This is a genomic window from Cellulosimicrobium sp. G4 BAM 1002 (genome assembly GCF_057126935.1).
In genome coordinates this window covers 1,643,871-1,659,917 of record NZ_CP182109.1, presented here as the reverse complement: position 1 = coordinate 1,659,917, position 16,047 = coordinate 1,643,871, and the positions used below count along the sequence as shown (strand labels likewise).

The 16,047-nt window shown below is 74.8% G+C and carries 16 protein-coding genes; 3 read left to right on the top strand and 13 right to left on the bottom strand.

The genetic code is table 11. The annotated features are described in order from the left end of the window. Positions 1–8: 8 nt before the first annotated feature. From ACMXGY_RS07455 to sigE, 6 genes are all read right to left on the bottom strand, one after another. Positions 9–602, bottom strand: a complete 594-nt coding sequence (locus ACMXGY_RS07455) for a 2'-5' RNA ligase family protein (protein WP_483776219.1) — start codon at positions 600–602, stop codon at positions 9–11. Further along, on the bottom strand, positions 599–1,705 hold the full coding sequence (gene trpS / locus ACMXGY_RS07450; RefSeq protein ID WP_483776218.1) for a tryptophan--tRNA ligase: 1,107 nt from the start codon (positions 1,703–1,705) through the stop codon (positions 599–601). The genes ACMXGY_RS07455 and trpS overlap by 4 nt, the downstream gene beginning before the upstream one ends. Before the next feature lie 76 nt (positions 1,706–1,781). Further along, positions 1,782–2,123 (bottom strand): twin-arginine translocase TatA/TatE family subunit, encoded by a 342-nt coding sequence (locus ACMXGY_RS07445; RefSeq protein WP_483776217.1) that lies wholly within the window; start codon positions 2,121–2,123, stop codon positions 1,782–1,784. 9 nt (positions 2,124–2,132) lie between these two features. Continuing rightward, on the bottom strand, positions 2,133–3,614 hold the full coding sequence (locus ACMXGY_RS07440) for a S1C family serine protease (protein ID WP_483776216.1): 1,482 nt from the start codon (positions 3,612–3,614) through the stop codon (positions 2,133–2,135). Next, the gene (locus ACMXGY_RS07435; protein WP_483776215.1) at positions 3,611–4,534 is read right to left on the bottom strand and encodes a zf-HC2 domain-containing protein; all 924 of its coding nucleotides are present in this window, start codon (positions 4,532–4,534) and stop codon (positions 3,611–3,613) included. The genes ACMXGY_RS07440 and ACMXGY_RS07435 overlap by 4 nt, the downstream gene beginning before the upstream one ends. Next, positions 4,531–5,178, bottom strand: coding sequence for an RNA polymerase sigma factor SigE (gene sigE / locus ACMXGY_RS07430; RefSeq protein WP_483776214.1), 648 nt, complete (start codon positions 5,176–5,178; stop codon positions 4,531–4,533). The genes ACMXGY_RS07435 and sigE overlap by 4 nt, the downstream gene beginning before the upstream one ends. A 184-nt stretch (positions 5,179–5,362) precedes the next feature. On the opposite strand from sigE, the gene ACMXGY_RS07425 reads away from it, so the two are divergent. Continuing rightward, positions 5,363–6,028, top strand: coding sequence for an O-methyltransferase (locus tag ACMXGY_RS07425; RefSeq protein WP_483776213.1), 666 nt, complete (start codon positions 5,363–5,365; stop codon positions 6,026–6,028). Positions 6,029–6,035: 7 nt separating this feature from the next. Here ACMXGY_RS07425 and ACMXGY_RS07420 read toward each other — a convergent pair whose 3' ends face one another. The 6 genes from ACMXGY_RS07420 to dapE form a co-directional block, all read right to left on the bottom strand. Further along, a complete protein-coding gene (locus ACMXGY_RS07420; protein WP_483776212.1) occupies positions 6,036–7,727 on the bottom strand; it encodes a leucyl aminopeptidase family protein in 1,692 nt (563 codons plus the stop codon). Beyond that, on the bottom strand, positions 7,728–7,895 hold the full coding sequence (locus tag ACMXGY_RS07415) for a DUF3117 domain-containing protein (protein ID WP_064506638.1): 168 nt from the start codon (positions 7,893–7,895) through the stop codon (positions 7,728–7,730). A 160-nt stretch (positions 7,896–8,055) separates the two neighbouring features. After that, complete coding sequence (locus ACMXGY_RS07410) at positions 8,056–9,228, bottom strand: hypothetical protein (RefSeq protein WP_483776211.1); 1,173 nt, start codon at positions 9,226–9,228, stop codon at positions 8,056–8,058. A 38-nt stretch (positions 9,229–9,266) separates the two neighbouring features. Beyond that, on the bottom strand, positions 9,267–10,259 hold the full coding sequence (gene folP, locus ACMXGY_RS07405) for a dihydropteroate synthase (RefSeq protein WP_483776210.1): 993 nt from the start codon (positions 10,257–10,259) through the stop codon (positions 9,267–9,269). 16 nt (positions 10,260–10,275) lie between these two features. Then, on the bottom strand, positions 10,276–11,172 hold the full coding sequence (locus ACMXGY_RS07400; protein WP_483776209.1) for an LOG family protein: 897 nt from the start codon (positions 11,170–11,172) through the stop codon (positions 10,276–10,278). Positions 11,173–11,182: 10 nt separating this feature from the next. After that, complete coding sequence (gene dapE, locus ACMXGY_RS07395; protein WP_483776208.1) at positions 11,183–12,322, bottom strand: succinyl-diaminopimelate desuccinylase; 1,140 nt, start codon at positions 12,320–12,322, stop codon at positions 11,183–11,185. A gap of 36 nt (positions 12,323–12,358) precedes the next feature. Here dapE and dapD point away from each other — a divergent pair, with 36 nt between their 5' ends. Together dapD and ACMXGY_RS07385 are read left to right on the top strand one after the other, a co-directional pair. Then, positions 12,359–13,351, top strand: coding sequence for a 2,3,4,5-tetrahydropyridine-2,6-dicarboxylate N-succinyltransferase (gene dapD, locus ACMXGY_RS07390; protein WP_483776207.1), 993 nt, complete (start codon positions 12,359–12,361; stop codon positions 13,349–13,351). Positions 13,352–13,367: 16 nt separating this feature from the next. Then, positions 13,368–14,351, top strand: a complete 984-nt coding sequence (locus tag ACMXGY_RS07385) for a hypothetical protein (protein ID WP_483776206.1) — start codon at positions 13,368–13,370, stop codon at positions 14,349–14,351. Positions 14,352–14,735: 384 nt separating this feature from the next. On the opposite strand, the gene ACMXGY_RS07380 is transcribed toward ACMXGY_RS07385, so the two are convergent. Continuing rightward, entirely contained in the window at positions 14,736–16,034 is a 1,299-nt protein-coding gene (locus tag ACMXGY_RS07380) for a citrate synthase (RefSeq protein ID WP_483776205.1), read from the bottom strand. Positions 16,035–16,047 lie beyond the last annotated feature (13 nt).

The following is a 16,047-nucleotide window of genomic DNA, read 5'->3' as shown; positions in this document are numbered from 1 at the left end:
CCCGAACCCTACGAGGCGTCGGACGGCCCGGCATCCTCGGGACGGGCGTGCGCCGGCTCCGCGGCCCCCGTGAGCGGGAAGACCCGCTCGGGGCGCCAGACGCCGTCGTCACCGTGCTCGTAGAGAGACAGGCCCGTGACGTCGAAGCGCGCCTCGTACACCGCCATCTCGTCGAACGCCGCGTCGAGCGCGGCGTCAGGCACTTCGTGCGCGACCGTCACGTGCGGGTGGTAGTTGAAGCGCAGCTCCTGCGCGAGCGGCCCGGTGCGGATGGCGCTCTCGAGGTGCTCGCACTCCGCGATCCCCTCGACCACCTGGATGAACACCACCGGGGAGACGGGCCGGAACGTCGCACTGCCGCGGAGGTGGACCAGGAAGGGGGCGGCCTGCGCCGCGACGGCCTCGAGGTGGGCGCGCGCGGCGACGAGACCGTCGGGGTCGAGGACGGTGGGTCCGAGGAGCGTCACGTGCGGGGGGATCGACCGCGCGAGCGGGTCCCCGAACCGGGCGCGCGCATCCTGGAGCTGGGTCGCGTAGGGCTCGGGAACCTCGATCGCGATGCCGATCCGCACCTGGTCCGGCCCACGCTCGGGGAGGTTCACGCCGCCGACCCGCCCGCAGGAACGAGTCCGACGCGGTCGTAGATCCGGGCGAGCGTCCCGGCGGCGATCTCACGGGCCTTCTGCGCGCCACGGGCGAGCACGGCGTCGAGCTCCGCAGGGTCGGCCAGGTAGGCGTTCGCCCGCTCCTGGAAGGGCGTGAGGAACTCGACCACGACGTCCGCGAGGTCGACCTTGAGGTGCCCGTAGCCCCGCCCGTCGTACTCGGCGGCGATGGCCTCGACGTCGCGGCCCGTGAGCGCCGAGTAGATCGTCAGGAGGTTGGAGACGCCGGGCTTCGCGACCGGGTCGTAACGGACCTCGGTCCCGGAGTCCGTCGCGGCCGAGCGGATGCGCTTCGCGGCGACCTTCGGGTCGTCGAGCAGCCAGATCACGCCCTTGCCGTTCGACGACGACTTGCTCATCTTCGCCGTCGGCTCCTGGAGGTCGTAGATCTTCGCCACGGAGCGCACGATGTGCGCCTCCGGCACGACGGCGGTCCCGTCACCGAACCGCGCGTTGAGCCGCTCGGCGAGGTCGCGCGTGAGCTCGAGGTGCTGGCGCTGGTCCTCGCCGACGGGGACCAACGCCGCGTCGTAGAGCAGGATGTCGGCGGCCATGAGGACCGGGTAGGTGAAGAGGCCCACGGTCGTGCCCTCGGTACCCTGCTTGGCCGACTTGTCCTTGAACTGGGTCATGCGGCCCGCCTCGCCGAAACCCGTCTGGCACGACAGCACCCAGGAGAGCTCCGCGTGCTGGGGGACGTGCGACTGGACGAACAGCGCCGAGCGCTCCGGGTCGACGCCACCCGCGAGGTACTGCGCAGCCGTGCGCCGGGTGCGCTCGCGCAGCTTCTCGGGGTCGGGGTTCACCGTCAGCGCGTGGAGGTCGACCACGCAGTACAGCGCGTCGTACGAGTCCTGGAGGGCGACCCACTGGCGCAGGGCGCCGATGTAGTTGCCGAGCTGGAGCGAGTCCTCGGTGGGCTGCATCCCCGAGAGGATGCGGGGCCTGGTCGCTCCTGTGGTCCCGGTCTGCTGCGTGGTCACCGGAACCGGGGCCGAACCGGTGCTCGCCGACCCGATCTGTGTCGCCTCGATGGACATTGCCCCATTCTGACAGGTCGCCCGCCGCCGGAACGAATCGCCTGACGGCCTCGGCCAGGCGCCACGGCCGAGCGCGTCAGGTCGCCTCGTCGTCGAACGGCGCGGGGCCGCTCGGGACCGCGGGCGCCGGGGGCGGCGGCGGGGAGACGCGGCCGGGAGCCGGCTCGTCGTCGAGGAGCGCCTCGCGCACGATGCGCCGCGGGTCGTACTGCCGGGGGTCGAGCTTGGACCAGTCCACGTCCCCCAGCTCGTCCCCGAGCTCGGTGTCGACGCGGGCCTTCGCGTCGCGCAGGTACCCGCGCGCCGACCGGACGAACGAGCCGAGCTGCTCGGCGTACCGGGGCAGGCGTTCGGGACCGATGATGACCACCGCCACGACGAGGAGCACGACGAACTCGGCTCCGTTGATCCCGAACACGTCGACAGACTACTCGCTCGTGGCCTCGTCGAGGACGACCCGCACGTCGCGCTCCTGGTCGCCCGTGCGCACCCGGAGCGTCACCGCGTCCCCGGGTGCCTTGGCGCGGATCGCGACGATGAGCTCGTCGGACTCGGTGACCGGCCGGCCGTCGATCGAGAGGATGACGTCGCCGGGTCGGATGCCGGCCGCCTCCGCAGGCCCGTCGGGCGTCACGGCGGGCGTACCGCCCTGGGCGTCGGTGGACACCTGCACACCCTCGCCCTGGTAGCGCTGGTCGAGCAGCACGCCGATCACCGGGTACGTCGCGACGCCGTCCGCGATGAGCTGCTCGGCGGTCCGCCGCGCCTGGTTGGACGGGACCGCGAAGCCCAGGCCGATGCTGCCCGTCGCCGCGGTGCTCCCCGGCGGCTGGGCGATCGCGGAGTTGATGCCGACGACCTCGCCGCGGCCGTTGACGAGCGGCCCGCCCGAGTTGCCCGGGTTGATGGCCGCGTCGGTCTGGAGGGCGTTGATGAAGGCCGTCTCGGCGGCCGCGCCGGCCTGCACGGGACGGTTCAGCGCGCTGATGATCCCCGTGGTGACGGTCCCGTTGAGGCCGAGCGGGGCCCCGACGGCGACGACCGGGTCCCCGACGAGCACCGTGTCGGAGTCGCCGAGCGCGAGCGGCGTGAGGCCCGTGTCCTCGACCTTGACGACGGCGAGGTCGTAGTCGACCGTGCGCCCGACGAGCTCCGCCGGGCTCTCGTGGCCGTCCGCGAACAGCACGACGACGTCCCCACCCTCCGCGGCGCCCGCCACGACGTGGTTGTTCGTGAGGATGTACCCGTCCTCACGCAGGACGAACCCGGAGCCCGTGGCGACGCCCTCCGCACCCTGCACCTGGAGCGAGACCACGCTCGGCAGGACCGTCGCCGCGATGTCCGCGACCGAGCCGGGCGGGCGGTCCGCACCGGGCTCGACGCTCGCCGGCGGGAGCGTCGACGTGACCGCCCTCTCGCCACCCTGCGCGAGGAACCGGTCCGCGGCGACGCCGCCGACTCCCCCCGCGAGGAGGCTCAGGGCGACGACCCCGGCCACGGCGACCGGCCGCACACCGCGGCGCTGTCGCGGGGGCACCGGCGCCGCGACGAGCGTCGGGTCGACGGAACCGCCAGGCCGGGTCGGCGCGCCCTGCTCGGGCTCCCCGAACGACCGCAGCGTCTCCCACGGGTCCGACGGCCGGGCCGGGACGTGTCCGCCGTGGCCGGGCGCCGCGCCGGGAGGTGGCGGGACCGGCGTCGTCGCGGGGCCGGACGCCGGCGTCGGCGACGCACCCGGACCGGGGTGCGGGACAGGGCCGGGCGTCGACGACGGCACGGGCGGCACGCTGCGGTAGGCGGACGGCGGCGCGAACGGGTTGTGGGACCCGTCCGGGCGACCCTGGGGGCTGTCGGTGCCGCCCGAGCCGCTGCGGGGTCCGTCCTGAGGGCCGGTCTGGGGGTCCGTCATGAGGTGCCGAGCGCTCCTGTCATGGTCGTCCAGCCCCGGGAGATGCGCGCCGGGACCCCGGCATCGTAGTCACGCGCGGGGAACGCTGCCACGAGAGCGTCGAGCGTCTCCCGCTCCGTGTCGGCGACGACATCGATCACGGTGTCCCCGGACTGCCACACGACGTGCCACGGCTCGTCGGACAGCACGTGGACCGCCTGTCCGTCGACGTCCCACGTCGTCGCGCCCGCGAGCGCGGCCGTGTCCAGGCGGCCGGCCTGCTCGCGGACGACGACCTCGCCCCCCGGCGCGGCGAGGTCGATCTCGAGGGTCTGGCGGGCCGTGTCGTCGCGGACGTCGAGGACGTCGAACCCGGGGGGCAGCGCCGTCGGGCACGTCCACCCCTGGCGCGCCAGGGCGCCCAGGACGGACGCGTCGTCGTCGGGCGCCCCCGTCGTCGACGCGCTCGTGGTGAGGGGCGCGGCGTGGGCGAGCACGGTGAGGGGGTCGGTCCGGTGGAGGTTCGGCGTGACGGTCGGGCTCTCGCCGAGCACGAACAGACCTGCGGCCGCGACCCCCATGCCCCCGACGACGAGACCGACGACGCGGCGACGGAGCGCACCGCCGCGCAGCTCCCCGCTCCACGCGCCCCGCGGGAGCGCCACGGGGTCCGTCCACGGTTCGCTCGCGGCGGGCGGGCGGCGCAGCGGGTCGTCGACCGCGGGCGGGATCTGCGCGGACAGCGCGAGGAGTCGCGCGGCGAGATCGGGTGCCGGCTCGACCGGCCCCGCCGTGCTCAGCGCGCGCCGCGCGGCGCGCGCCGCGGCGAGCTCCTCCGCGCACCGCGGGCACGCGGTCACGTGCTCGAGCGCGCGCTCGCTCTCGGCGGGCGAGAGCTGCCCGTCGACGAGCGCGGAGAGGCGCGAGCCCAGATGCGTCACGCGGCCCCCCGGACCGTCCCTGCGGAGACCGGCGCGGAGGGACCGGCAGACGGTCCGGCGACGTCGTCGGACGCCGGACGCTCCGCGGGGTCGCGGTGCGGGAGCGCCGCGCGCAGCTGTGAGCGGGCGCGGTGGATCCGGGACCGGACGGTGCCGAGCTTGATGCCGAGAGTCACCGCGATCTCCTCGTACGACAGCCCCTCGATGTCGCACAGGACGACCGCCGCGCGGTACTCCGGGGAGAGCGCGTCGAGCGCACGCTGCACGTCGTGGTCGAGGTTGGCGTGCTCGTAGCCGCGCTCGGGCTGGGCGTCCGGGCGCGCCGGGTAGAGCCCGTCGTCGTCGCCCATCGCCTCCATGCGGATGCGCTGCTTGCGGCGCACCTGGTCGAGGAAGAGGTTCGTCGTGATCCGGTGGAGCCAGCCCTCGAACGTGCCGGGCGTGTAGCTCGACAGCGACCGGAACACCCGGACGAACGTCTCCTGGGTGAGGTCCTCGGCGTCGTGCCGGTTGCCCGTCAGGCGGTACGCGAGCCGGTAGACCCGCGCCGAGTGCTCGCGCACGATCGCGTCCCACGTCGGCGGAACCCACGCTCCCCCGTCGTCCGTCCCGCCCGTGGTGGTCACCGGTCGTCTGTCGCTCACGTCGTCCATCGTCCCAGAAGAACGCCCGGCACCCGGCGGGTGTTCCCCGCCCCGCGCCGGACGTGTGCGGCACGTCCACGCCCCGCACACACACGCGTGTCCCGCCCGACGGCGCGGCGTCGAGCCGGGGTGGGCGGGGGCGAGTACGATCCGAGGCAGCCGAAGGATCCGCACGCGCAGCCCCGTGGAGGCACCGATCACCAGCGACGTCGGCACCCACCGCAGCGCCAAGGCCGCGAGCTGGGTGTACAGCGAGGAGTTCGTCCCCGAGGACGAGGTCCTCCTGCGCGCGCGCGACCGCGCCGCCGAGCTCGGCTGCCCGACGATCCTGCCCGGCGTGGGCGCGGTGCTCCAGGTCCTGGCCGCGTCCCTGGCGGCGCGCTCGGTCGTCGAGATCGGCACCGGGACGGGCGTCGCGTCGCTCTGGCTCCTGCGCGGGATGCCCGCCGACGGTGTGCTCACCACGATCGACGTCGAGGTCGAGCACCAGCGGGCCGCCAAGGAGGCGTTCGCGGAGGAGGGCGTGCCGTCCACCCGGACGCGCACGATCCCGGGCCGCGCGAGCGAGGTCCTGCCCCGCCTCACCGACGGTGCGTACGACCTCGTCCTCGTCGGCGCGGACAAGCACAGCTACCCGGAGTACGTCGAGCAAGGGCTGCGCCTCCTGCGGCCGGGCGGCGTGCTCGCGGTCGACGGCGCGCTGTCGCACGACCGCGTCGCCGACCCGGCTCGCCGGGACGAGGTGACGACGATCGTCCGTGAGGTCGGTCGTTCCCTGCGGTCCGACGAGCGCGTCCTGCCCGCGCTCCTCCCGAGCGGCGACGGCCTGCTGCTCGCCGTGCGGCGCTGACCTCGCGTCAGAGCCGGTCGAGCGCCTCGAGCAGCAGCCGGGCGCCGTAGCCGGTCGCGCCCGCCGTGGTCTCGTGGCGGTCGGCCGTGGCGCGCGCAGGACCCGCGACGTCGAGGTGGGCCCACGGCACGTCGCCGACGAACTCGCGCAGGAAGAGCGCAGCCGTGATCGACCCGCCGCCGGGGTTCTCGAGGGGCACGTGCCGCAGGTCGGCGACGTCGGACCGCAGCGCGGCCGCGTAGTCCTCGACGAGCGGCATGCGCCACACGCGCTCGCCCGTCGCGTCGGCCGCGTCCTCGATCGCTCGGGCGAGCGACTCGTCCGTCGCGAACAGTGCCCCGTGCCCGCGTCCCAGGCCGAGCGACGCGGCGCCGGTGAGGGTCGCGACGTCGACGAGCACGTCCGGTGCGAGGTCGCGCACCGCGTAGGCGAGCGCGTCGGCGAGCAGGAGCCGCCCCTCGGCGTCGGTGTTGGCGACCTCGACCGTCCGCCCCGAGAACGTGCGCAGGACGTCCCCGGGACGGTAGGACGCGGCGCCCAGGTGGTTCTCCGCGAGCGGCAGGACCGCCGTGACCTGCCGGTCCGAGCGCGCGTGCGCGGCACCCAGCACCACGGCGAGCGCGACGGCGGCGCCCGCCATGTCCGTCTTCATGGGGACCATCGCCTCGCGCGGCTTGATCGACAGGCCGCCCGTGTCGAACGTGACGCCCTTGCCGACGACGACGACGTGGCGGGGCGCGCCGTCGCGTGCCGGGAGGACGCCGTGGTCCCGCGGGTCGTACGTGACCGTGACGAGCCGGGGTGGTCGTGCCGAACCGGCGCCGACCGCGAGGATCGCACCGAAGCCCTCGGCCTCGAGCTCGTGCGCGTCGCGCACGCGGGTGTCGAGGCCGGCGGCGTCGCCCAGCTCGCGTGCGCGGCCGGCGAGCCACGCGGGGTCCTTGACGTCCGAGGGGGTGTTGGCGAGGTCGCGGACGAGCCAGGTCGCACGGGCGGCCCGCGCCGCAGCCTCGATCGCTGCCGCGGGGTCCGGGCGCGCCGCGCCGGCGAGGAGCACGAGCTGCTCGGCGGGAGCGTCGGGCACGGGGCCCGCGCCCTCACCGATCACGGCCTCGGGCTCTGGAGCCGTGCTCGACCGACGTGCCCCCGTCGGGCCGGGGGCGGCGGTGCGACGGCGGGGCTGCCGGTACGCGGCCAGGAGGTATCCCTCGACGAACGCGCGCACCTCGTCGGCGCCCGCGTCGCCAGTCACCGCGCTGACGACGCGCTCGAGCCCGCGCGTCTCGCGAGCCAGCGCGGCACCCGCGCGTCGCAGCTCGGCAGGGGAGCCGGCGCCGACGCCGAGCAGCACGAGCCGCGGCGGCAGACCCGCCCACGGCAGCCGGGCCGTGGACCCGACGTGCGCGCGCGGGAGGTCGATGCGCACCACGTCGCCCGCGGCGCCACGGAAACCCTGACCGCCCGACCGCTCGGCCAGCTCGGCGAGGTCGATGCCGTACCGCACGGCGGCGTCGACCGTGCCCGCGCGCGGCTGCAGGCCGTCCCGCGCCTCGTTCGCCGGAGCGACTGCCACGACGACGGCCGCGACCTCGCCGTCGACCAGCAGCGGCGTGTCGCTCAGGCGGCCGTGGGCACCCACGACCTCCGGGAGCGGGCTCGGCAGCTCGGGACGGCCGGCGTCGTGCTCACGTGAGGCCAATCAGCCCACCACGGCCTGGAGCGCCTCACCCAGCTCGCTGGCCTCGGTCGCGTTGAGCTCCACCACGAGCCGTCCACCGCCCTCGAGCGGGACTCGCATGACGATGCCTCGCCCTTCCTTGGTGACCTCCAGCGGGCCGTCACCCGTCCGCGGCTTCATCGCAGCCATCGATGGCTCTCCATTCCGTTGTCCCGAGTCCACCCCGCGCACGCGGGGAGGGGCGTCCGACCTCGGACGACGCCCGCCGGACAGTCTAGTTCACCCGGACCGACATCCCGGGCGGCTCGGCGAGCGACCCCCACGGGCGCTTCGCCCGGCGGGCCGCACCTCACGGCGGCCAGCCCGAGGGGGGTACGAGCCGCCACAGGGACCACAGCCACCAGACCTGCCCCGCGACGAAGGCGACGACGACGGCGGCCAGCCAGGCGCGCGACCGCGTCCAGCCGACCGTGACCGCAGCGAGCGGGAACGCGAGGACCAGGAACCGGACGATCGACGTCCCGGGCTGGATCGCCGCGACGAGGTACGCGAGGTACGCCCCGGACCACGCGTGCATCTCCGGGCCGAGCCGGGCCGCGACCGGGTTGAGCACGAGCGCCGCCGTCGCGAGGAGGACGAGGGCGAGGACCCACAGGCCCGCGCCGTCGAAGAGCCAGCGCGAGACGTCCACCCAGGGCACGAACGGGACGACCTCCCCACCCCCGCGCCACGCCTCCTGCGTGCGGAAGTACCCCTGGTCGACCCCCGTGACGAGGCTGCACACCCACGGCCACGCGAGCCCGCTGCCCAGGGCGACGGCGAGGAGCCCCGCCAGGCGGGCGGCGTCCGGCCCGCGCAGGTCGCCGCGGCGCCACCGGGCGAGGGCGTGCCACAGCACCACCGCCGCCATCGGGAGCGCGACGGCGCGCGAGAACCCCAGGAGGACGATCGCGAGCGCCGCCCAGCCGTAGCGACGGCGCGCGAGGAGGAGCAGCGACGTGGCGACGAGCAGCAGCGCGAGCGACTCCGTGTACGCGACCTGGAGCACCGGGCTCGAGGGGAACACGCTCACGAGCAGGACCGTCGCGAGCGGCAGCCCGGGCCGGCGCTCGACCGCCGCGGCGCCCGCCGTCGCGACGAGGCGGTGGATCACCAGCACGGCACCGGCGCCGCACGCGAGCGCGACGCTCGGTGCGAGCACGTCCCAGCCCAGACCGGTCACCGCGTCGATCGCCCGCACGAGCGCGGGGTAGAGCGGGAAGAACGCCCAGACGTTCTGCTCGACCACGCCGTCCGCGTCGACGGGCAGGGTGTCGGGGTAGCCGGACGTGAAGATCTGCTCGTACCAGCTCGCGTCCCACATGCGCGCCGTGTACGCCACGTACGACGGCGCGGCGTCCGTCCAGAGGTTCGCCTCCTGCGCACGCGCCACGACGACGAGGATCGCGGCGCTCACCCCGCGGGCCAGCCCGTAGACGGCGAGGACCTGGACCCACCAGGGCCACGTCGACGGGTGCAGCACGCGCCCACGCGCCGGCGCGGGCGACGTCCTGCCCACGGTCACGCGAGCCCTCGGAGTGCCGCCGCAGGCGCGGTCTCGTCACGGACCGCGGCGACCAGGTCGAGCACGCGCCGGGTCGCGGCGACGTCGTGCGCGCGGAACACCCGCGCACCCAGCCAGGCGGAGAGCGCCGTCGCGGCGAGCGTCCCCTCGAGCCGCTCGTCGGGCGGCAGGTCGAGCGTCTCGCCCACGAAGTCCTTGCGGGACAGCGCGACGAGCAGCGGGAACCCGAGCGCGGCGAGGACCTCCGTGCGCCGCACGAGATGGAGCGAGTGCCACGTGTTCTTGCCGAAGTCGTGCGTCGGGTCGACGAGGACCGACGCCCGTGGCACGCCGCACGCGACCGCGCGCTCCGCGGCGGTACGCAGCGTGGCCACGACGTCCTGCACGACGCCGTCGCGCGGGTCCGCCGCTCCCGGCCGGGCCGGGTACGCGACCCGGAACGGGTCCGTCCGGGGCGTCGCCCCGCCCGTGTGCGAGCACACCACGCCGACGCCGTGCTCCCCCGCGACCTCGACGAGGCGCGGGTCGTGCCCGGCCCACGTGTCGTTGACGAGGTCCGCGCCCGCGAGCGCCGCCTCGTGCGCGACCTCGGCGCGCCACGTGTCGACGCTCACGAGCAGGTCGGGGAACTGCTCGCGGACTCGGCCCACGAACGGCACGACGCGGCGGATCTCCTCGGCGGGCGTCACCTCGGGCCCGACGCCCGCGCGGACGCCGCCCACGTCGACGATCTCGGCACCCTCCTCGACCGCGCGCGCGACCGCCGCGAGCGCCGCGCCGTCGTCGAGCTGGCGCGCGCCCGCGTAGAACGAGTCGTCGGTCCTGTTGACGATCGCCATGACGGCCGGCTGGTCGAGCTCACGCCCGCGCAGCACGAGCGACGTCCCGCGCGGCGGGACGCCGAGGGGCGGGAGCGCCCCCTGCGGTCCGCCCCCGGCGCGGCGCTCGGCGGGCGACCCGGTCGGTTCGGCCGGGACCTGTGCGGGCATCGGCGCCGCGACCCCGTCAGCTCGCGTCGCCGGCGCTCGCGCGGGCGAGCTCCTGGGTCGCCTCGAGCTCCTCCGCGCGCAGCTCGGCGCCGCGCTCGCGCACGTAGGCGACGGCCTCAGCAGGGTCGTCGCACAGGTGCACGAGGTCGATGTCCTGCGCGCTGATCATGCCGCGCCCGACGGCGGCCGAGCCGGCCCACTCGAGCAGGCCGCCCCAGTAGTCGGTGCCGATGAGAGCGAGCGGGAACTCGGTGATCTTGTGCGTCTGGACGAGGGTGAGCGCCTCGAACAGCTCGTCGAACGTGCCGAACCCGCCGGGGAGCACGACGAAGCCCTGCGCGTACTTGACGAACATCGTCTTGCGCGCGAAGAAGTACCGGAAGTTCACGCCGAGGTTGACGTAGCGGTTCATGCCCTGCTCGAACGGCAGCTCGATGCCGAGGCCGACCGAACGGCCCCCTGCCTCGTTGGCGCCCTTGTTCGCCGCCTCCATGATGCCGGGGCCCCCGCCGGTGATGACCGCGAAGCCGTCCTCGACGAGGAGCCGCCCGACCTCCTCGGCCATCGCGTAGTCCGGGTGGTCGGGCCGGGTGCGGGCCGAGCCGAAGACCGAGACCGCGGGCCCGATCTCCGCGAGCGCGCCGAAGCCTTCGACGAACTCGCTCTGGATCCGCATGACGCGCCACGGGTCGGAGTGCACCCAGTCCGCGCTCCCGCGCGAGTCGAGGAGGCGCTGGTCCGTCGTCTGCCGCGGGATCTGGTCGCCGCGCAGGAGCACCGGCCCCTTCCGGTAACCGGACCCCGCCTGCGGCACGCCGTCGTCGGAGCCCTGCTGCGAGCCCCGCGTCGCCACGTCGTCGCGCGCGTCCCCGTGCGCCGCGTCGCGCGCCTGCTCCCGCCCTGTGTCGCTCATGGTCACGAGCCTATGCCGCGGACGAGCCGGTGAGCCACGCACGCAGCGCGTCGCGGCACAGCGCGAGCTGCCCGGCCGGCACGCGTTCGTCGTCCTTGTGCGCCAGGAGCGGGTCTCCCGGGCCGAAGTTCACGGCCGGGACCCCGAGCTCGGCGAAGCGCGCGACGTCGGTCCAGCCGTACTTGGGCCCGGGCGCCCCGCCCGTGACGGCGAGCACCGCGGCCGCGAACTCCGCCGCGAGCGGGTCGTCGAGCCCGGGCCGCGCGCCGGGCGCCGCGTCGGTGAGGACCACGTCGAAGCCCGCGAACAGCTCGCGGACGTGCTGCTCGGCGTCGGCGACCGAGCGCGACGGCGCGAAGCGGAAGTTCACCGTGACCACGCACTCGTCCGGGACGACGTTCCCCGCGATGCCGCCACGGATCCCGACGGCGTTCATCCCCTCCCGGTACACGAGGCCGTCGACCTCGACCTCCTGCGGGACGTACGCCGCGAGACGGTCGAGCACCTCGTGCGCGGCGTGGATCGCGTTGAGCCCGGTCCAGGCCCGTGCCGAGTGCGCCGCGACGCCGGGCACGCGCACCTCGACCCGCAGGGTCCCGTTGCAGCCGCCCTCGAGCCCGGCCGCCGTCGGCTCGCCGAGGACCGCGAAGTCCGCCGCGAGCAGGTCGGGCCGGTTCCGGACGAGGCGCCCGAGCCCGTTGAGGTCCGAGTCGACCTCCTCGAGGTCGTAGAAGACCCACGTGACGTCCGGCACCGGCTCCACGAGCTCGGCCGCGAGGGCGAGCGCCACCGCGACCCCGCCCTTCATGTCGACCGTGCCGCGACCCCAGACCTCCGCGTGCGGGCCGTCGCCGACCACGCGCGTCGGCAGGTTCGGCGGGTCCGTCAGCGGCACCGTGTCGAGGTGACCCGCGACGACCACGCGGCGCGCGCGGCCCAGGTTCGTGCGCGCGACCACCGCGTTGCCGTCGCGCACCACCTCGAGATGGGAGAACGCGCCCAGGGCCACCTCGACGGCATCAGCCAAAGCGCGCTCGTCCCCGCTCACCGACGGCGTGTCGCACACCGCCCGGAACAGCGCGACGAGGTCGCCGGTGAGGTCGAGCACGGGCGGGATCGCGGGCGGGGCGACGGGCGTGGGAGAGGTCACGCCAGCACCCTACCGGCGGCGGATAGGGTGGTGCGCATGACTTCTGCGACCCCCGCGACCGCCCCCTCGGCGACCGCGTCCGAGCCGCGTACGGCGTGGGGCTTCGGCCTGGCGACCGTCACCGACGACGGCACGACCCTCGACGTCTGGTACCCCGCGCCGGCGCTCGGCGACGCCCCGAGGGACACGACCGTCCCCGCGTCCCTCGTCGCGCTCGCCGAGCGCGACGACCTGCGCGGCGTGGACGTCGTCGTCGTCCGCACCGAGATCGACCTCGACGCCCCGCCCGCCGACACCGCCGACGCGTACCTGCGCCTGCACCTGCTCTCGCACCGGCTCGCCGCCCCGCACACGCTCAACCTCGACGGCCTGTTCGGCGTGCTGGTCAACGTCGTGTGGACGAACCACGGCGCGTGCGCGACGGACGGCTTCGAGGAGACGCGCCTGCGGCTGCGCGCGACGGGGCAGCCCGTCACCGTGTACGGCGTCGACAAGTTCCCCCGCATGGTCGACTACGTCGTCCCCTCGGGCGTCCGCATCGCCGACGCCGACCGCGTGCGCCTCGGTGCCCATCTCGCCCCCGGCACGACCGTCATGCACGAGGGCTTCGTCAACTTCAACGCCGGCACGCTCGGCACGTCGATGGTCGAGGGCCGCATCTCCGCGGGCGTCGTCGTGGGCGACGGGTCCGACATCGGTGGCGGCGCCTCGATCATGGGCACGCTCTCCGGCGGAGGCCGCGAGGTCATCTCCGTCGGTCAGCGCTCCCTCCTCGGCGCCAACGCCGGGCTCGGCATCCCGCTCGGCGACGACTGCGTCGTCGAGTCCGGCCTCTACGTCACCGCCGGCACCAAGGTGAGCGTCGTGGGGCAGACCGACGGCGCCGGCGCGCCGCTCGTCGTCAAGGCCCGCGAGCTCGCCGGACGCTCAGGCATCCTCTTCCGCCGCAACTCGCTCACCGGTGGTGTCGAGGCCGTCTCGCGCACCGGCGCGGGCGTCGAACTCAACGCCGCGCTGCACGCGAACTGATCGACGCAGGCCGACCATGAGCGAGCCCCGGTCCCCGCGCCCACGCGGCGCGACGACCGGGCGTGCGCGCACCCGACGCCGCCCGCTGCGCGCCGCGGTCACCCTCCTCACGGTGACCGCGGTCGCGGTGGGCGGCGTCGTCGTCGCGCTCAACCGCCTCGACGAGGAGACCCCCGTCGCCGAGCGCTGCGCCGCGACCGCCGACGGGCGCACCTGGTATCTCTCCCTCACGCAGTCCGACAACGCCGCGCTCGTCGCGGCGACGGCGGTCCGGCGCGGGTACCCCGCCCGCGCCGCCACGATCGGGCTCGCGACCGCGCTCCAGGAGTCCCGCCTGGTCAACATCGACTACGGCGACCGCGACTCGGTCGGCCTCTTCCAGCAGCGCCCGTCCCAGGGCTGGGGCAGCGTCGAGCAGATCATGGACCCCGTCTACTCGACCAACGCGTTCTACGACGTGCTCGAGACGATCGACGGCTACGAGACCCTCGAGGTCACCGTCGCCGCGCAGGCCGTCCAGCGGTCGGGCTTCCCCGACGCCTACGCCCAGCACGAGCCGCGCTCGCGCGCCTGGGCGTCCGCGCTCACCGGGTTCTCCCCCGCGTCCCTCACGTGCGACCTCGCGCCCGTCGCCGCGACAGAGGTCCCCGCCGACGGCGAGCCGACCGCACTGCTCACCGCCCGCGTCGCGCGCGACCTGGGCGAGCTGCCCGCCGTCGTCGACGAGACCGACCCGACGCGCGGGACCGTCGTCGTGGACACCGCGTCCCTCCCACCGGCGGCGCGCGACGGCGACGCCGGGCGCGCGGCCTGGGCCGTCGCCCAGTGGGCCGTCGCCACCGCGAACGCGACGAACGTCGTCGCCGTCGAGGTAGCCGACCAGCGCTGGACCCGCGACGACCCGACCTGGACCGCGGTCGACCCGTCCGCCGACGGCGCCGCTCCCCCACCCGCCCCCGGCACGGTCCGCCTCACGGTCGCGACGCCCGACCCCTCCTGATCCGTTGCTGTCGCGCGTCGTGGTCGCCTCGGGTGTCGGGACCGGAGGCTGCTGCACCAGCCCACCTCGTGCGCTGATCGCCCACGCACGGCCCAGCCGCGCGCCGAGCAGCCCCTCCCGCCGCCGAGCTGACTCACGGACGTGGGCGCGCGCCGTGGCCGGGGCCGACGTCACGCCGATCGAGCCGCGCCGGGGCGGCGGCCGACCCGGGCCGGGCCGTGGTGCCGTGGGTGGGCGAGCCCGGACTGTGGTGACGGACCTCCGAGGGAGGGGGTGGGGTGTGCGGCGCCGCACACCCCACCCCCTCCCGAACGCAACCCGCACACGACGGACGCCGCGCCGCTCACCGTGAGGCGAGCGACGCGGCGTCCGGGGAGGCAGGCGTCAGCGGTCGGAGACCGGGACGTAGTCGCGCTCGGTCTCGCCGACGTAGACCTGGCGCGGGCGGCCGATCTTCGTCTGGGGGTCCTTCATCATCTCGCGCCACTGCGCGATCCAGCCGGGCATGCGGCCGAGCGCGAAGAGCGGCGTGAACATGGCGGGCGAGAAGCCCATGGCCTTGTAGATGAGGCCGGTGTAGAAGTCGACGTTCGGGTAGAGCTTGCGCTCGATGAAGTAGTCGTCGTTGAGCGCGATCTCCTCGAGGCCCATGGCGATGTCGAGGAGCTGGTCCTTCTTGCCGAGGGTCGAGAGCACGGCGTCGGCGGACTTCTTCACGATGGCGGCGCGCGGGTCGTAGTTCTTGTAGACCCGGTGGCCGAAGCCCATGAGGCGGACGCCGTCCTCCTTGTTCTTCACCTTCTTCATGAAGGTGTCGACGTCGTACTCGGCGCCGGCGATCTTGTCGAGCATCGTCAGCACGGACTCGTTGGCGCCCCCGTGCAGAGGGCCGGAGAGCGCGTTGACGCCGGCCGCGACGGACGCGTAGAGGTTGGCGTGCGAGGAGCCGACGACGCGCACGGTCGAGGTGGAGCAGTTCTGCTCGTGGTCGGCGTGCAGGATGAGCAGCTTGTCGAGCGCGTCGACGACGACGGGGTCGGCCTCGTACTGCTGGTACGGCGTCGCGAACGTCATGCGCAGGAAGTCGTCGACGTACCCGCGCGAGTAGTCCGGGTAGAGCAGCGGCTCGCCGACGCGGCGGCGGTGCAGGTACGACGTGATGGTGCGTGTCTTGGCGAGGAGCAGGACCGTCGCGAGCTCGACCGTCTCGTCGTCGAACGGGTCGAGCGACTCGGGGTAGAACGTCGACAGCGCGTTGATCGCCGAGGACAGGACGGCCATGGGGTGCGCGTTGCGCGGGAACGTCCCCATGAACGTGCGGAAGTCCTCGTGGACGAGGGTGTGGCGGTTGACGCGCTCGACGAACGCCTCGAGCGTCGCGGTGTCGGGGAGCTCGCCGTGGATGAGCAGGTACGCGACCTCGAGGAAGCTCGACTGCTCGGCGAGCTGCTCGATGGGGTACCCGCGGTACCGCAGGATGCCGGCGTCGCCGTCGATGTACGTGATGCTCGACTCGCACGACGCGGTGTTCATGAAGCCCGGGTCGACGGTCACGAGGCCGGTCGACTTGAGCAAGGAGGACACGACGATGCCGTCGTTGCCGTCGGTCGCCGCGACCACGGGCAGGTCCTGCGCCTGGTCGTCGACGAGGAGGCGGACCGTCCGCTGCTGTGTGGTGGTCATGGTTCCCTTCCTG